The sequence below is a fragment of the Phytohabitans sp. LZ39 genome (assembly GCF_059359075.1).
This window is the reverse complement of the sequence record NZ_JCADBM010000017.1, coordinates 39781-55659: the sequence shown is the minus strand read 5'-3', so window position 1 is coordinate 55659 and position 15879 is coordinate 39781. Positions and strand designations below refer to the sequence as shown.

The following is a 15879-nucleotide window of genomic DNA, read 5'->3' as shown; positions in this document are numbered from 1 at the left end:
CTCCGCTGCCGGCTCCGCGGGACAAGCCCACGCCGCGCGTCGCTCCGGCAGCCTCCGCTTGTGCGTGCGGGTCGGCAGCCGTCCCCGGGCCGGCGGCCCGGGATGGGTGAGGTGTTCGTGGAGCCCTTTGCTCTGCTCCCCTATGGGAGGCGGCCGGGCGGTTCACCCGCTCCTGGACGTGGGTGGCCGCTGTGGGGGAGCCCCGCCTCTAGAGACCTTTCGGAGTCAGGGTTCGCGAGGGCGGCCACAACGCACGGTCAAATTCGAGACAGGATTCTTCCCAGGTCCGCGTCAGCGGTAGACCGTATGCTCCCGCGGGCACCGCTCCCGGCCGGCGGCTCGCGGGGCGAGCCGAAACCCCCGGCCGTCCACTGCCAGCTCCGCGGGACAAGCCCCCACCACCGCCAGCATCCTGACACAGCGTCACCAGCTGCGGTGTCGGGCTTTGGATCTAGAACGCTTAGGGTTGAAATAGCGCCCTAACTCTCCAAGATCTCGCACCGGACACCGTTCACGCCACCGCGGCGGTTACTCGCGGTGACGGCGCATCTGTCCGGTCTGTTGCCCGTCGCTTCGGCACGGGGCATTGTGGACAAACGAACTACGCGGGGTGAGCGTGACCAGCGGCGGACGGGTGAGGCCGCGGGAGCAACGGCATGGACCACAGCGGACATCGCGGTAGCCCACATCTCTATGACTCGGGCCCCTCCAGCAGAGGGCTGGCGGTTCAGGACAGGAGGGCCGCCGCGGCGGCGGTGCACTCGGCCGTGTCGAGGGTGCGGATCTGGGCGCGGACAGCGTCCAAAGCGGACGGTGCCACCGACAGGATGCGGCAGCCGACGCCGACCAGCAGCGGGATCGCATGCGGGTCGGCGGCCGCGTCGCCGCAGACCGAGACCGGGCGCCCGTGGCGCTCGCCAGCGGCTACCGTCGCCGCGATCGCGCGCAGCACCACGGGGTCGGCCGCGCGGGCCGGGGTCAGGGCGGGATCGAGGCGGCCCAGACCGAGCAGCGACGCGGAGAGGTCGTTGGTGCCGATGGAGAGGAAGTCGGCCGCCGCCGCTATCTCGTCGATCGCCTCCACCGCGGCGCCGGTCTCCACCATCGCCCCGAACGGCACGTCGGCGGGCAGCAGTGCGCGGATCTCGTGGACCTGCGTGGCCGACTGGACCATCGGCAGCATCACGCGCAGCCGGGTCCGCGAGCCGGTGGCGACGATCGCCCGCAGCTGGTCGGCCAGCGCGTCGCGGGGCGGCTGGCCCGCGTAGGACCGTCCGTCGAGGAACGGTGGCAGCTTGTCCGGCGCGAAGTCGAGCGTGCGCACCGTGGCGGTCAGGCCGGCCAGCGGGCCCAGCACCGGGCGGAGCGCGGCCAGGTGGGCGGCCTCGTCCGGCCAGCCAGGCGCGGTGAGGAACGGCAGCTCGGTCCGCACCAGGCCGGCGCCCTCCGCACCCGCCGCGACCGCGGCCCGTGACTCCTCGGCCGTGGCCAGGTTGGCGAGCAGCGTGATGGTCTGGCCGTCGCGGGTGACCGCCGGCAGCGTGCGGCCGGCGGCGAGGTCGGCGCGGTGCCGCGCGGCCGCGCGCATGGCCTCGCGGGCGGCCCGCTCCTGCGCGGCGGTGGGGTCCAGGGTCAGCGTCGCCCCGTCGAGTACGGCGGGCACGCCGTCGGCCGCGTCGGGGGTGATGCCGAAGGCCAGCGGCACGCCCAGCGCGCGGGCGACGATGGCGACGTGCGCGTTCGGGCCGCCGAGTTGGGACACCGCGCCGGCCAGGTCGTCGGCCACCTCCAGCAGGTCGTCGGCGCCCAGCTCGTGACCGGCGAGGATGACCGGACCGTCCACAGTGGCGCCGGGGTCGCCGTGGAGCGCGGCGACGACGCGGCGGCCCACCTGGCGTACGTCCGCCGCGCGGCCGGCCAGCGTCGGGTCGGGGAGGGCGGCCAGCAGGTCGGCGTAGGTCGACGCCGCCGCGGTCACCGCCTCGGCGGGGGTGCGACCGGCGGCCAGCTCGGCCGTCGCCGCGCCGCGCAGGTCGGGGTCGTCGGCGATCAGCGCCATCGTGGCCACGATGTCCGCCGGCTCGCCGTGGCCGTCGGCCCGGAGGGCGTCCGCCCGCTTGCGCAGCCGCGCCGCCACGACGTCGAACGCGGCGAGGAGGCCGGTGCCGTCTCCCACCCCGGAAGACAAGCCGGCACCGGCGCCCTCATTCCCCCCGTCTACATCGGACGGCGGGTGGTCGCCCACCCAGCGGATCCGTCCGACGCCGACCCCGGGCGCGCCGAGCACGCCGGTGTAGTTCATGCTGTGACGTCCGCCAGGGCCTTGAAGACGAGCCAGGTCGAGGTGGCGCCCGGGTCCTGGTGGCCGACGCTGCGCGGGCCCAGGTACGACGCGCGTCCCTTGCGGGCGTGCAGCTCGATGGTCGCCCGCATGCCGTCGGCCGCCGCCTCCGCCGCCGCGCGTGCCGCGGCCGGCAGCCCGTCGTCGGCCGCCTTCTCGAACGCGGCGACCGCCGGGCCGTACGCGTCGACGATGGTCTTGTCGCCGGGCACCGCCGCGCCGAGCTTCTGCACCGCGGCCAGCCCGGCCCGCAGCGCCGCGCCCAGCTCGGCGGCGTCCACTGTGGCACTCTCGGCGGGCAGTGCCTTGCCGATCGCGCGAAACGCGGTGCCGTAGAGCGGTCCGGCCGCACCGCCCACCTTGGACACAAGCGTGGTGCCGGTCTTGACGAGGACGTCGCCCACCGACGTCGGGTCGGCCGCCTCCAGCGCGGCCACCACGGCGGTGAACCCGCGGTTGAGGTTGACCCCGTGGTCGGCGTCGCCGATCGCCGAGTCGAGCTGGGTCAGGTAGTCGGCCTGCTCGGTGACCGCCGCCGCGATGGCGGCTATCCACGAGCGGGCGAGCGCGACGTCCACGTTGACCTCCCTGGGGAGCGGGCCAGTGCTACACGCCCCAGCGCAGCGCCGGGGTGCGGACCGGCGCGTCCCACAGGCGCAGGATCTCCGCGTCCGCTCGACACACCGTAACCGACATGCCGGCCATGTCCAGGCTGGTCACGTAGTTGCCGACGAGGTTGCGCGCCACCCGCACGCCGGCCTTGTCGAGCACCGCGGCCACCTCGCCGTACAGCAGGTAGAGCTCGACGAGCGGGGTGCCGCCCAGGCCGTTGACCATCACGATCGCCTCGGAGCCGGCGGCGAGCGGCTTGGCGCCGAGGATGGCGTCCATGGTCATCGCGACGATCTCGCGGGCCGGCCGCAGCTTTTCACGGCGCCGTCCCGGCTCGCCGTGGATGCCGACGCCGACCTCCATCTCGTCGTCGGGCAGGTCGAAGCCGGGCTTGCCGGCCGCCGGCGTCGTGCACGCGGTGAGCGCGACCGCGAACGACGCGGACTGCTCGTTGACCCGGGTGCCCGCGGCCGCGACCGCGGCGGCCGAGGCGCCGGTCTCGGCGAGCGCGCCGGTCACCTTCTCCACGATCAGGGTCGCGCCGGTGCCGCGGCGGCCGGCGGTCCAGGTGGAGTCCTCGACCGCGACGTCGTCGTCGACGAGCACCGTCTGCACCTCGATGCCCTCGTCGCCGGCGAGCTCGGCGGCCATCTGGAAGTTCATGACGTCGCCGGTGTAGTTCTTCACGATGTGGACCACGCCCGCGCCGCCGTCGACGGCCTGGGTGGCGGCGAGGATCTGGTCGGGGACCGGCGACGTGAACACCTCGCCGGGTACGGCGGCGTCCAGCATGCCGAGGCCGACGAAGCCGCCGTGGAGGGGCTCGTGACCCGAACCGCCGCCGGAGACGACGCCCACCTTGCCCTGCCGCGGCGCGTCACCGCGGACCACGATCTGCTGCGCGATGTCGACGCGGAGGTCGGGGTGTGCGGCCGCGACGCCGGCCAGCGCTTCGCGGACGACCGCCGCGGGGTCATTGACGAACTTCTTCACGGCCGCGCTCCTCTTCCGGAGGCTGAGACGTCGTTCAGCAATGCTGAAGTGTGTTCGGAACGTAGTCCGCGTTACGAGCGTGTGTCAAGCGTCGGACTCAGGACGCCGCGGCGACCCAACGGCGGGTCGCCGGGCGGCCGGCGCCGAGGTCGCGGGAGAGGTGGCGGGCGGTCTCCCGGACCGCCACGGCGAGCCCGTCGCGGACCTCGTCGTCGAGCAGTCGCTCCACCGGACCGACCGCCCCGATCGCGCCGACCACATCGCCGGTGTGGTCGAAAACCGGTGCCGCGATGCCCGCGTCGCCGATGGCCGCCTCGCCGTCCTCGACCGCGTAGCCCGTCGCCCGTACCCCATCCAGCTCCTGGGTCAGCGCGGACGGCTCCGTGTGCGTGGCGCCGGTGAGCGCGGCCAGCGGCTCGCGGAGCAACGCCGCGCGGTCCGCCTCGGGCAGGTGGGCGACGATGGCCTTGCCCATCGCGCAGGTATGCCACGGGATGACCGCGCCCACCTCCAGGATCTGCACCGCGCCCTCCGGGCGGAACGCGTGGTGCACGACGAGCACGTGGTCGGCCGAGAGCACGCCCACCCACACCGCCTCGTTGGCCCGGTTGGCCAGGCCGTCGGCCCAGGCCACCGAGCGGACCCGCAGCTCGTGGGTCTCCAGGTACGCGTTGCCGAGCTCGAGGAGGGCGGGGCCCAGCCGGTACTTGCCGGTCTCGTGGTCCTGCGCGACGAGCTGGCCGGCCTCGAGCGTGCGCAGCAGCGCGTGCGCGGTGGGCTTGGCGACGCCGATGCGCTCGGCCACCTCCGTGACGCCCGCGCCCCGGGCGGCGGTGCCGAGCACGCGCAGGATCTCGATCGCCCGCGCTACCGACTGCACCGCCATGTGGCCGCCTCTCCGCTCGAGTTCAGTATTGCCGAACGGTGTTTCTGAACATACCATTTTCGGTCATGACGAGATTCGTGGGCATCGTACTCGTCTCGCACAGCGCCGAGCTCGCCGCTGGCCTGCGGGAGCTGCTGTTGCAGGTGGGTGGGCGGTCGCTCACGATCGAGACGGCGGGTGGCACCGACGAGGGTGGCATCGGCACGAGCTACGACCTGGTGCGAGCGGCGATCGAGAAGGCGGACGGCGGGGCCGGCGTGCTCGTGCTCCCCGACCTGGGCAGCTCGGTGCTGACCGCGCGGGCGGTGCTCGACGACCTTGACGCGCCCGGCGCGGTGATCGTCGACGCGCCGTTCGTGGAGGGCGCGATGGCCGCCGCGGTCATCGCGGCCACCGGCGCCGACCTGGCGGCCGCCGTCGCGGCCGCGGAGGAGGCGCGCGATGTCCGTAAGCTCTGAGACCGCCGTGGTGCTCCCGGCCCACCTGCACGCGCGCCCGGCCGGCCAGGTGGTCCAGGCGGCGGCGCGGTTCCAGGCCGACGTCGAGATCGAGTACGGCGGGAAGGTCGCCAACGCGCGCGGCGTGCTCGCCGTGATGGCACTCGGCGCCACCGCCGGCACCACCGTGACCCTGCGGGCCACCGGCCCGGACGCGGCCGAGGCGCTCGACGCCGTGGCGGCCGTGCTCACCGGGGCGGAGTAGACACCCCTTTAGGAGGACTCGTGCGGCCCTCTGGTGGGGGACGTCATCGTGGGAGCGGCGGTACTAAGCTGCGCGGTGACGGTCGCCGACGCCCGCCGCCACCAAACGTCCGACAGGGGTCGGCCGGACAGCCGATCCGGCGGAGGGACTAGCCTGATGACCGTGACACGCCGTGCGAAAATTGTCTGCACCCTTGGCCCCGCCACTTCTTCTCCGGAGCGCATCCGGGGCCTCGTAGACGCCGGGATGGACGTAGCCCGCCTCAACTTCAGCCACGGCTCCCACGAGGACCACGAGTCGGTTTACCACCGGGTGCGCGAGGCGGCCGAGGCCGCCGGCCGCGCCGTCGCCGTGCTCGCCGACCTCCAGGGGCCCAAGATCCGCCTCGGCAAGTTCGCCGAGGCGCCGGTCGAGTGGCGCACCGGTGACACCGTGGTGATCACCGGTGACGACGTGCTGGGCACGGCCGACCGGGTCTCCTGCACCTACCGAAAGCTGCCGCACGAGGTCAAGGTCGGCGACCGCCTCCTGATCGACGACGGCAAGGTGGCCGTCGAGGTGACCGCCGTCCACGGCGAAGACATCCGCTGCCTGGTGGTCGAGGGCGGCCCGGTCTCCAACCACAAGGGCGTCTCGCTCCCCAACGTGGCGGTGAGCGTGCCGGCACTGTCCGAAAAGGACGCCGCCGACCTCCGCTTCGCGCTGGGCCTGGGCGCCGACATGATCGCGCTGTCGTTCGTGCGCTCGCCCGACGACATCAAGCTTGTTCACGCGATCATGGACGAGGAGGGCGTGCGCCGCCCGGTGCTCGCCAAGGTGGAAAAGCCGGAGGCGGTGACCCACCTGGAGGCGATCGTCGACGCGTTCGACGGCGTGATGGTGGCCCGCGGCGACCTCGGCGTGGAGCTGCCGCTCGACCAGGTGCCGCTGGTGCAAAAGCGCGCGGTGCAGCTCTGCCGGGAAAACGCGAAGCCGGTCATCGTCGCCACCCAGATGCTCGACTCCATGATCGAAAATTCGCGCCCGACCCGCGCCGAGGCCTCCGACGTGGCCAACGCGGTGCTCGACGGCGCCGACGCGGTCATGCTCTCCGGCGAGACGAGCGTGGGTAAGTACCCGGTGCTCACGGTCAGCACGATGGCCAAGATCGTGACGACCACCGAGTCCGGCTCGATCGGCGTGCCCCGCCTCCAGCACGACCCGCGCACCCACGGCGGCGCGCTCACCGTGGCCGCCTCGCAGATCGCGCGCAACATCGGCGCCAAGGCGCTCGTCGCCTTCTCGCAGACCGGCGACACGGTCCGCCGCCTCTCCCGGCTTCACTGCGAGCTGCCGCTGCTGGCGTTCACGCCGGTGCCGGAGGTGCGCAGCCAGCTCGCCCTCTCCTGGGGTGTCGAGACGTTCCTGGTGCCGTTCGTGCAGCACACCGACGACATGTTCCGGCAGGTCGACCTGGCGCTGCTGGGCATCGGCCTGGCCAACCCGGGCGACTACGTGGTGGTCGTCGCCGGCAGCCCGCCCAACGCGCCCGGCTCCACCAACACGCTGCGCGTGCACCAGCTCGGTTCTTTGGTCGACGCGGCGACGGCGGCCCGAAACAGCGGGCGTTAAGTGAGCGAGCGCGGCGAGCGGGCACGCCCGGAGACATCGTGAGCGACGCGGTCGTCGGCCAGGCGGCCGTCGACCAGCTCCTGGAGGTGCTCGACCTCAAGGAGCTGGGCCCGTTCAGGTTCCGGGGGATCAGCCCGCGGGTCGGTCCGCAGCGGGTCTTCGGCGGCCAGGTCGCCGGCCAGGCGCTGGTCGCGGCCGGCCGCACGGTCGACCCGGCGCGGCTGGTCCACTCGCTGCACGGCTACTTCGTGCGGCCGGGCGACCCGACCGAGCCGATCGAGTACCAGGTGGAAAACATCCGCGACGGCCGCTCGTTCTCGGTGCGCCGCTCGGTGGCGATGCAGGGCGGCCGCACGATCTTCTTCATGTCCGCCTCGTTCCACCGCCAGGAGGAGGGGCTCGACCACCACGCGCCGGCCCCGCCCGACGTGCCGCGCCCGGACGACGTGCCGACGATGGCCGACCGCCTCGCGCGCTACGCCGATCGGGCCGGCATCTGGGCGGCCATCCCGCGCCCGATCGACGTGCGCTACGTCGGCGAGCCCGGCTGGGTGGCGCCCGGCGACCGCCCGGCCGACCCCTATCAGCGGGTGTGGATGCGCATCGACGGCAAGCTGCCCGACGACCCGCTGCTGCACGCCTGCGCGCTCACCTACGCCTCCGACCTCACGCTCCTCGACTCGGTGCTCTCGGTGCACGGCGAGGTGTGGGGTCCGGGCGGGGTGGTGGGGGCGAGCCTCGACCACGCGCTGTGGTTCCACCGGCCGTTCCGCGCCGACGAGTGGTTCCTCTACGACTGCTGGAGCCCGTCCGCCTCGGGCGCGCGCGGGCTGGCCACCGGTCGCATGTTCACCGAGGACGGCCGGCACGTCGCGACCGCCGTGCAGGAGGGTCTGCTCCGCCGAGTAGGTGGATGACCGGTCGGCATTCTCGACCGGGATAATGGGATTCATGCGACTGTCTGCCCGGGTCGACTACGCGCTGCGCGCCGTCGTCGAGCTCGCCACCGCCGTCGAGGGCCCGCTGACCGCCGAGCGCATCGCGAAGGCTCAGGAGATCCCGCCCAAGTTCCTCGAAAGCATCCTGCTCCAGCTGCGCCGCGGCGGCGTGGTGCACGCCCAGCGTGGCCCGGAGGGCGGCTACTGGCTGGCCCGCCCGGCCGACAAGATCACGCTCGCCGACGTCATCCGCATCATCGACGGCCCGCTCGCGCACGTGCGCGGCCAGCGCCCGGAGGACCTCGGCTACCACGGCGCGGCCGCCGCGCTCCAGGAGGTGTGGATCGCGCTGCGGGCCAGCGAGCGGCAGATCCTCGAGCTGGTCACGATCGCGGACGTCGCGACCGGCACGCTCCCCGAGCGGGTGCGCGAGCTTGTCGCCGACCCGCGCGCCTGGGCCTGAGCCCCTGTGATCAAAGCTCCTCTCAAGCAGTTCTAACCGCTTGAGAGGAGCTTTGACCGCGGGGCGCGGCTCTCACTTTCCGGTACCGGCTTGACGGCGGCCGTCATATCCCTGATTCTCGACTAAGTTGACCGGAATTACCGAGGAGGTGGACAAAGTGCGGAAGCTGATCGTTCTCGCCCTGGTCGGGCTCGCCGCGCAGCTCGTCGACGGCGCCCTCGGCATGGCCTACGGGGTCACCTCCTCCTCACTGCTTCTCGTCGCCGGTCTCGCTCCCGCGTCCGCCTCCGCCTCGGTCCACCTGGCCGAGCTGGGCACCACGCTCGCCTCGGGCGCCGCACACTGGCGCTTCGGCAACGTCGACTGGCGCGTCGTCCGCCGCATCGCCCTCCCCGGCGGCATCGGCGCGTTCGCCGGCGCCACGTTCCTGAGCTCGATCTCCACCGAGGCCGCCGCGCCGTGGATGGCCGGCATCCTGCTGGCCCTCGGCGTCTACCTGCTGATCCGCTTCACCCGCCCGCTCGCCCAGCGCCGCACCCGCCGCCCGCTGGGCAGCCGCTTCCTCGCGCCGCTGGGCCTGGCGGCCGGCTTCGTCGACGCCACCGGCGGCGGTGGCTGGGGCCCGGTGGCCACCCCGTCGCTGCTGGTCTCCGGCCGGATGGAGCCCCGCAAGGTGATCGGCTCGGTCGACACCTCGGAGTTCGTGGTAGCGGGCGCGGCGAGCGTCGGCTTCCTGATCGGCCTCGGTTCCGAAGGCTTCGTGCTGCCGACCGTGGCCGCGCTGCTGGTAGGCGGCCTGATCGCCGCCCCGCTCGCCGCCTGGCTGGTGCGCATCGTGCCGGCCCAGCTGCTCGGCGCCGCGGTGGGCGGCCTGATCGTGCTGACCAACTCCCGCACCATCATGCGCGCCGTCGACGCACCCTCCGCCCTCCGTCCCGCGGTCTACCTGGCGATCGTGGCCGCCTGGGCCGCCGCGATCTACCTGGCCGTGCGCGTCCTGCGCCGCACCCGCGCGACCACGCCGGCCGCCGCCGCTTCCGCCGAGGAACGAGTGCCGGTCCTGGACGCGGCGTAAAGCGTCAAACCACCGCTTTTAGGATATTTGCCCCCGTCCGCGCCAGTTGCAGACCGTATGCTCCCGCGGGCACCGCTCCGGCCGGCGGCTCGCCAGGGCTCGCCGAAACCCCGGCCTCCACTGCCGGCTCCGCGCGCCAAGCCCCCACCCTTGCCCCAAGAGGGCAGCCCTCTTGGGCGTGAATTCCCGGCAGGGGTTCCGTATACCCGCCCAGACGGTGACAGGGCTGCCCTCTTGAGGGCAGGGCGGGAGGCGCGGTGCCCTCTTGAGGGCAGGGCGGGGGCGGCGTGCGCTCTTGAGGGCAGGGGCGGGAGGGGTCAGCGGGACCGGCGGCGGACGGGTGAGGCCGCGGGAGCAGCGGTCTGGACCACGACGGGCGTCGCGGTAGCTCAGATTTGCTTTTGAATCTCGGTTTCGAGGCCGCGCCCCACCTGGACTCCAGGCCATCGGGAGGCGCGGTCGCGCGGGGCGAAGCGTTTGACGAGACGCGCGGGCCGCGGCGGTCCGGAGATCGAATCGCGGACCGCCGCGGCGGTGGGCAGGTGCGTGACCGGTCGCGCCCGGCGGCTGTTTCTAGGGTGCGGCGGGGCCGGGGGCGGCGGCGCCCCGGCCGGTGAAGCCGGAGATGCTGCCGCGTAGCCGGAACGCCAGCACGATGTCCGCGATGCCGTGCGCCAGTGCCACCCCGGCCACGAGGGCGACCAACAGGAACGCCGAGCGTACCCAGCTGCCCGCCGCCCAGAAGCCGAGCAGTACCTCGACCACGCCGACGAGGACGGAGAGCCACCAGGCGTCGTTGACGGGTTTGGTGACGAAGCCCAGCACGACGTCGAAGAAGCCCTTGACGAGCAGGTACCAGCCGACGAACGCGGCCAGCCACGCGAAGCCGGTGCCGGGACGGAAGAGGATGATGATGCCGGTGATGGCGAAGAGTGCGCCGAGCAGGGCGTGCAGCCACCGCCAGGCGGGCGCGAAGAAGGCCATCATCAGCTCGGACGCCGCCGCGAAGAGGACGACCAGGCCGGCCAGGACCGAGACCGCCGCCACCGACGCGTTGTCGAAGCGGAGCACGATCCAGGCGTAGACGATCCACAGGATGCCGGTGACCAGGAAGAGCCACCAGGGTGCCAGCGAGCGGGTGTTCGCCATTACCCCATTACAGCAGTATTTGCCCGGATTGCGGCTGGATCGGCCGAAGCAGTTGACGCGCGCACCGTCAGGCGGGGGTCGAGGAGCGTGGCGGCCGGCACCTGCTGGCCTTCGAGCTTGCGCATGAGCAGGGTGACCGCCTGGTGCCCGACGTCTTCGGCGGGGATGAGCACCGACGTGAGCGCGGGGCTGGCCCGCTCGGCCACCTCGTCGGGGCAGATCGCCATCACCGAGATGTCGTGCGGCACCTGGCGGCCGAGCAGGGGGAGCGCGGCGAGCAGGTGGGCCACGGCCGCCTCGTTGTGCACCACCAGCGCGGTCAAGCCGGGCTGGCGGTCGAGCAGGCCGGCGAGCTCCTGCCGCACCGCGTCGAAGCTCTCCTCGCACGGCTGGGCGGTCGCCGCGATGCCGTAGCGCTCGGCGGTCTCGGTGAACCCGGCGCGGGTGCGGTGGGCGAAGCCGGTGTCCCGCTCGTACACCACCGCGGGCGCGCCGAGCAGCGCGATCTCGCGGTGGCCGAGCGCGGCGAGGTGGTCGACGCAGGCCGCGCCGGCCCGGTAGAAGTCGAGGTCGACGCAGGTGAGGTTTTCCGCCTCCGCGGGGAAGCCGATCAGCACGCTCGGCCGCTCCAGGTCGCGCAGCAGCGGCACGCGCGCGTCGTGCATCTCCACGTCCATCAGCACGATGCCGTCGACCATCGCGCTGGCCGCGATCCGCCGCAGCCCGTCGGCGCCTTCGTCGGCGGTCACCAGCAGCACGTCGTGGTCGAACTGGCGGGCGGTCGTCACCACCGCCGTCGCGAACTGCATCAGCACCGGCAGGTGCATCCCCGAGCGCAGCGGGAGCACGAGCGCGATCACGTTGGCCCGCTTGCTCGCGAGGGCCCGGGCGCCCGCGTTCGGGTGGTAGCCGAGCGCGCGGATGCTCGCCAGCACGCGCTGCCGGGTGGTCGCGGAGATCGCCCGCTTGCCGCTCAGCACGTATGACACGGTGCTCACCGCCACGCCGGCGTGCCGCGCCACGTCCGTGATGGTGACCATGTCGGCGCGCTTGGCGCCGCCGTGTTCAGTCACTCGACGCCTCCATCCCGCCACTGGTGAACGTCAGACAGCTCACCGTAGCGCCTGGCGCCTCGAACGACAGGTAGAGGTCCCGGACACCGGCCGCGCCGCTTACCGGGGCGCGCACCTCGACCCAGTCGTGGCGGTCGTTGGCGGTGGGCACGACGATGCTGCCGGCCACCGGTCCGGAGAGCGGGTCGTCGAGGCGCAGTGTGACGCGGGCGCCGGCCGCCTCCCTGGTGCGGCTGGTGACCCGCGCCGCCACCGCCGCCGCACCCGCGCCGAAGTCGACCCGCTGGAACCCGATCCAGCCGGCCGGCTCGGCCGCACCCACCGCGTCCGCGCGGCGCGGCTCGTCGTCGAGCAGCACGGTGCCGGCGTAGTCGTCGTGGTCGACCGCCCACAAAGGACGGTCGAGCGGCCGGCGCGGGCCGACCTCCTCGCCGCGCACCGACAGCGTCGCGGTCAGCGCGATGTCCGCACTGGACCGTCCGACCTGGACGGTGTGCCGCGCGGTCTCGACGACGCGCGCGCCGCGGGTGACATCCCAGAACCAGAGGTCCGCCGCCCGCAACGTGAACGTGACGGTCACCGTCTCGCCGGGGTCCAGCCTGATTTTCTGGTACGCCCGGAGGCGGCGCAGCGGCTGCTTGACCGTGGAACGGCGCTGGCGGGTGTACAGCTGCACGACCTCCTCGCCGGCCCGCTCGCTGGTGTTGGTGACGTCGACCGACACCTCGACGGTGCCGTCCACGCCCACCTCCACGGTGGAGAGTCGCAGGTCTTCGTACGCGAACGAGGCGTAGCTCAGCCCGTGCCCGAAGGGGTAGAGCGGCGTGCCGCGGTAGTACAGGTAGGTGGCGTCGCTGGCGATCACGTCGTAGTCGAGCAGGTCGGGCAGCTCGGCCGCGTCGCGGTACCAGGTCTGGGTCAGCCGCCCACCCGGGTCGGCCGTGCCGAGGAGCACGTCGGCGAGCGCGTTGCCGTACTCCTGCCCGCCGTGCGACGACCACAGCACAGCCGGCACGTGGTCGTCGGCCCAGCCGATCCCGTACGGGTAGCTGCTCGTCACCACGAGCACGGTGCGCGGGTTGGCGGCACGGACCGCGCGGATCAGCGCTTCCTGGGCGGGCGGCAGCGCGAGGCTGGCGCGGTCTTCGGTCTCCCGACCGTTGATCATCGGGTGGTTGCCGACCACCACGACGGCCACGTCCGCGTCGGCGGCGGCGGCCGCGGCGTCGCGCGCCCCGTCCGCGACGAGCTCGACCGTGAACGGCGTGCCGCCCTCGACCTCCTCCGCCTCGGCGCGCAGCACCCCGTCGGTGCCGGCTGTCACGTACCGCCCGGTGGCGAGGTGGTGCAGCACGACCTGACCGGCGGCCCGCTCCACGAGGCGGAACGTCTCCCGCACCACCCAGCCGCCGGGCTGGGCGCGGTCGTTGACGAGCACGCCGTTGTCGTCCGCGCCGACGTGCATGCCGTTGGCGACGGCCCGCAGCGCGACGACACCCTCGCCCCAGTCGAAGAGGTCGAAGTAGGTCGGGCGGCTGGGCGCGTCGGCGTCCGCCCGCACTACGAGGGTCTCGTCCGCCCACGCGTACCCGTCCGGGCCGCGCAGCGCGACGCGGTCGACGCCCTCGTGGAAGGTGGCATGCACGCGAGCGGCCAGCCCGCCGTACGCGGTGACCGCGTAGGGGAGCGTGCCGCTGTACCAGTCTTCGTGCAGCGTGTCGGCCAGCGGCCCGATGACCGCGACCGTGCCGCCGTGGAGGGGGAGCAGCTCGTCCTCGTTCTTGAGCAGGACGATCGACTGGCGGGCCGCCTCCCGCGCCAGTTCCTGATGCGCGGCACAGTTGACGACGTCGGCGGTCACCGCCGCGTACGGGTTGCGCTCCGCCGGGTCGAACTCACCCAGCCGGAACCGCGTCGTGAGCACCCGCCGCACCGCGCGGTCCACATCGGACTCGTCGACGAGACCGCGCTCCAGCGCCTCGGTCAGCCGCGCGACGGTAGGCCCCGAGTCGCCGTCGTCCTCGGTGAAGCTGTCGATGCCGGCCCGCAGCGCGGCCGCGTATCCGGCGGCGTGCTCGGCGTAGTAGCCCTGGCCGCCGGCGATGTTGGACGCGGCGGCGGCGTCGCTGACCACCAGCACCTCGCCGTCGGTCCACCGGCGCAGCTCGCCGTCGATCAGCGGGCTGAGGTGGGCCGGCCGCCCGTTCACCAGGTTGTACGACGCCATCACCGCCACCGCCGCACCCGCCTCGATGGGCGCCCGGAAGGCCGGCAGCTCGTACTCGTGCAGCACCCGCGGCGGCAGGTTGCTGGACGTGAGGTGGCGGTCGGTCTCGTTGTTGTACCCCAGGAAGTGCTTGAGCGTGGGCGCGGTGCGCAGGTAGGTCGGGTGGTCGCCGCGCAGTCCGGACGCGTAGGCGGTGCCCATCTCGCCGGTGAGCCAGGGGTCTTCGGCGTACCCCTCCTCGTTGCGGCCCCAGCGCGGGTCGCGCAGCGGGTTGACCACGGGCGCCCATACGTTGAGGCCGACCCGGGACGGGTCCTTGTGGTGGAAGCCGCGGACCTCGTCGCCCACGGCCGCGCCCACCGCGCGGACCAGCTCGGTGTCCCACGTGCTGGCCAGGCCCACGGCCTGCGGGAAGACCGTGGCGGGCCCGACCCAGGCCAGGCCGTGCAGCGCCTCGGTGCCGGTGCGGAACGGGCCGACCCCCAGTCGGGGGACCGGCGCCTGATGCTGGTGCAGCAGTGCGACCTTCTCGCCCAGGCTGAGGCGCCCCAGCAGGTCGGCCACCCGGGCGTCGAGTGGCTGGTCGGGGTCGCGATACGGCTCTGTCATCGCTATCAACCATCCTCTATGGACTTCGAAGCGCTTCGAGGAGCCAACGTCGCGGGGGAGAACCGCGGAGGTCTGTCTGCTCGAAGCGCTTCGACAAGCCGTCGAAGAAAACTCCGCCGCGTTAACGGGGTTTCGGCTGTGTTAACGCCCGGAGCCCTCTGAGACTCGCACCACATAGCGGCTCAGGTCAATAGGAGCGCTCCCAAGTTTTGCCAGGAAAGCGCTACCCCACAGGTCAGGCGGCTGCTGCCGGGGCGTCGGGGGCGCGCTGGCGGCGAGGCGTTCCGGGCGGATTTGCCCGCGTCCGCGCCAGCTGCGGACCGTATGCGCGGGGTCCCCGGGGGAAACGTGGAGCGCAGCGGAGCGTTTTCGTGGGGTGCTTCCCGCGGGCACCGCTCCCGGCCGGCGGCTCGCAGAGCGAGCCGCCCCCCGACCGTCCACTGCCAGGTCTCGCTGTGCAAGCCCCAGATGCCGGAGGCCCAGCGCGGCCTTCGGTCGTCGCTCGCCCGGGCCCGCGAAGCCGGCCAACGTTTGCGGTCACCGCACCAGGGACGCCGGATGGCACAGGCGGCGTGCGCCGTGGCGGAAAGTGTGGCCCGCCCCGAATTTAGGCTGTCGCGCGTATCGGAATCTTAGAATGTCGAAATTTGCGGTTCACCTACGAAACGGGACCTGATCGATCACCGTTTGGGGCAGCATTTTTCCGGCGGCTGCGAGATAATTATTGCGTGCGGCAGCTTCAGTTGTTCACTACGGCCGAATTGGCTGGGATGCGTGACCGCACCAAGTCGCGTAACTATTCTCCCGCGGGTGAGGAGTTTCGTCGCGAGCAACAGCGGGACCGCGCCTGGGGTCTGATTCAGCGCCGCGGGCAGCGTCTACGCCACCTGCGCAACACTTCTCGCGCGACTCCAGCGGCGGGCCTGCGGGAAGAACCGACCCGGTCGATGCCCACCCCGCTCGAGCAGCGACACCCGGAATGCCCGGCCAGGCAAGGTCCGCCTGCTGGGCAGGGCAACAGTCGCGAACACACCGAGTCGTCACAAGGGCCAATATCCGCGCCGAGTGAACGCCCGCCGGTAAGATCACGGCCTCATCCATCACCGCCGTTATCCGGCCGAACTGCCTCTGGCCTCGGGTGTCGGTCGCATTCCATGCCGCGTCCGCCGCAAGCAAATCACCGGCCGATCACCTCTGCGA

General features: G+C 72.9%; 13 protein-coding genes. 6 read left to right on the top strand and 7 right to left on the bottom strand.

The annotated features are described in order from the left end of the window. Positions 1 to 727: 727 nt before the first annotated feature. From AC5L36_RS29130 to AC5L36_RS29115, 4 genes are all read right to left on the bottom strand, one after another. Positions 728 to 2302: a putative PEP-binding protein gene (locus AC5L36_RS29130; RefSeq protein ID WP_441224773.1), complete on the bottom strand. Its 1575-nt coding sequence runs from the start codon at positions 2300 to 2302 to the stop codon at positions 728 to 730. Beyond that, on the bottom strand, positions 2299 to 2919 hold the full coding sequence (dhaL, locus tag AC5L36_RS29125; RefSeq protein ID WP_441224771.1) for a dihydroxyacetone kinase subunit DhaL: 621 nt from the start codon (positions 2917 to 2919) through the stop codon (positions 2299 to 2301). The genes AC5L36_RS29130 and dhaL overlap by 4 nt, the downstream gene beginning before the upstream one ends. Positions 2920 to 2947: 28 nt before the next feature. Beyond that, on the bottom strand, positions 2948 to 3946 hold the full coding sequence (dhaK, locus tag AC5L36_RS29120; protein WP_441224770.1) for a dihydroxyacetone kinase subunit DhaK: 999 nt from the start codon (positions 3944 to 3946) through the stop codon (positions 2948 to 2950). Positions 3947 to 4043: 97 nt separating this feature from the next. Further along, a complete protein-coding gene (locus AC5L36_RS29115) occupies positions 4044 to 4832 on the bottom strand; it encodes an IclR family transcriptional regulator (protein WP_441224768.1) in 789 nt (262 codons plus the stop codon). Positions 4833 to 4897: 65 nt separating this feature from the next. Here AC5L36_RS29115 and dhaM point away from each other — a divergent pair, with 65 nt between their 5' ends. From dhaM to AC5L36_RS29085, 6 genes are all read left to right on the top strand, one after another. After that, positions 4898 to 5290 carry a dihydroxyacetone kinase phosphoryl donor subunit DhaM gene (gene dhaM / locus AC5L36_RS29110; RefSeq protein ID WP_441224766.1) on the top strand — a complete coding sequence of 131 codons (393 nt, stop codon included), beginning with the start codon at positions 4898 to 4900 and terminating at the stop codon, positions 5288 to 5290. After that, positions 5274 to 5534: an HPr family phosphocarrier protein gene (locus tag AC5L36_RS29105; RefSeq protein ID WP_441224764.1), complete on the top strand. Its 261-nt coding sequence runs from the start codon at positions 5274 to 5276 to the stop codon at positions 5532 to 5534. The genes dhaM and AC5L36_RS29105 overlap by 17 nt, the downstream gene beginning before the upstream one ends. A gap of 156 nt (positions 5535 to 5690) precedes the next feature. Then, positions 5691 to 7145 (top strand): pyruvate kinase, encoded by a 1455-nt coding sequence (gene pyk, locus AC5L36_RS29100; protein ID WP_441224762.1) that lies wholly within the window; start codon positions 5691 to 5693, stop codon positions 7143 to 7145. 38 nt (positions 7146 to 7183) lie between these two features. Further along, positions 7184 to 8062: an acyl-CoA thioesterase gene (locus tag AC5L36_RS29095; RefSeq protein ID WP_441224760.1), complete on the top strand. Its 879-nt coding sequence runs from the start codon at positions 7184 to 7186 to the stop codon at positions 8060 to 8062. A 34-nt stretch (positions 8063 to 8096) separates the two neighbouring features. Continuing rightward, the gene (locus tag AC5L36_RS29090; protein ID WP_441224758.1) at positions 8097 to 8546 is read left to right on the top strand and encodes an RrF2 family transcriptional regulator; all 450 of its coding nucleotides are present in this window, start codon (positions 8097 to 8099) and stop codon (positions 8544 to 8546) included. A 157-nt stretch (positions 8547 to 8703) separates the two neighbouring features. Beyond that, positions 8704 to 9621, top strand: coding sequence for a sulfite exporter TauE/SafE family protein (locus AC5L36_RS29085; protein ID WP_441224756.1), 918 nt, complete (start codon positions 8704 to 8706; stop codon positions 9619 to 9621). 573 nt (positions 9622 to 10194) lie between these two features. On the opposite strand, the gene AC5L36_RS29080 is transcribed toward AC5L36_RS29085, so the two are convergent. The 3 genes from AC5L36_RS29080 to AC5L36_RS29070 are packed head-to-tail and all read right to left on the bottom strand — an operon-like array spanning position 10195 to position 14679. After that, positions 10195 to 10770, bottom strand: coding sequence for an HdeD family acid-resistance protein (locus tag AC5L36_RS29080; RefSeq protein WP_441224755.1), 576 nt, complete (start codon positions 10768 to 10770; stop codon positions 10195 to 10197). After that, a complete protein-coding gene (locus AC5L36_RS29075; protein ID WP_441224753.1) occupies positions 10770 to 11843 on the bottom strand; it encodes a LacI family DNA-binding transcriptional regulator in 1074 nt (357 codons plus the stop codon). The genes AC5L36_RS29080 and AC5L36_RS29075 overlap by 1 nt, the downstream gene beginning before the upstream one ends. Then, positions 11836 to 14679 (bottom strand): glycoside hydrolase family 3 C-terminal domain-containing protein, encoded by a 2844-nt coding sequence (locus AC5L36_RS29070; RefSeq protein ID WP_441224752.1) that lies wholly within the window; start codon positions 14677 to 14679, stop codon positions 11836 to 11838. Before AC5L36_RS29070 ends, AC5L36_RS29075 begins: the two co-directional genes overlap by 8 nt. Between the last annotated feature and the right edge of the window lie 1200 nt (positions 14680 to 15879).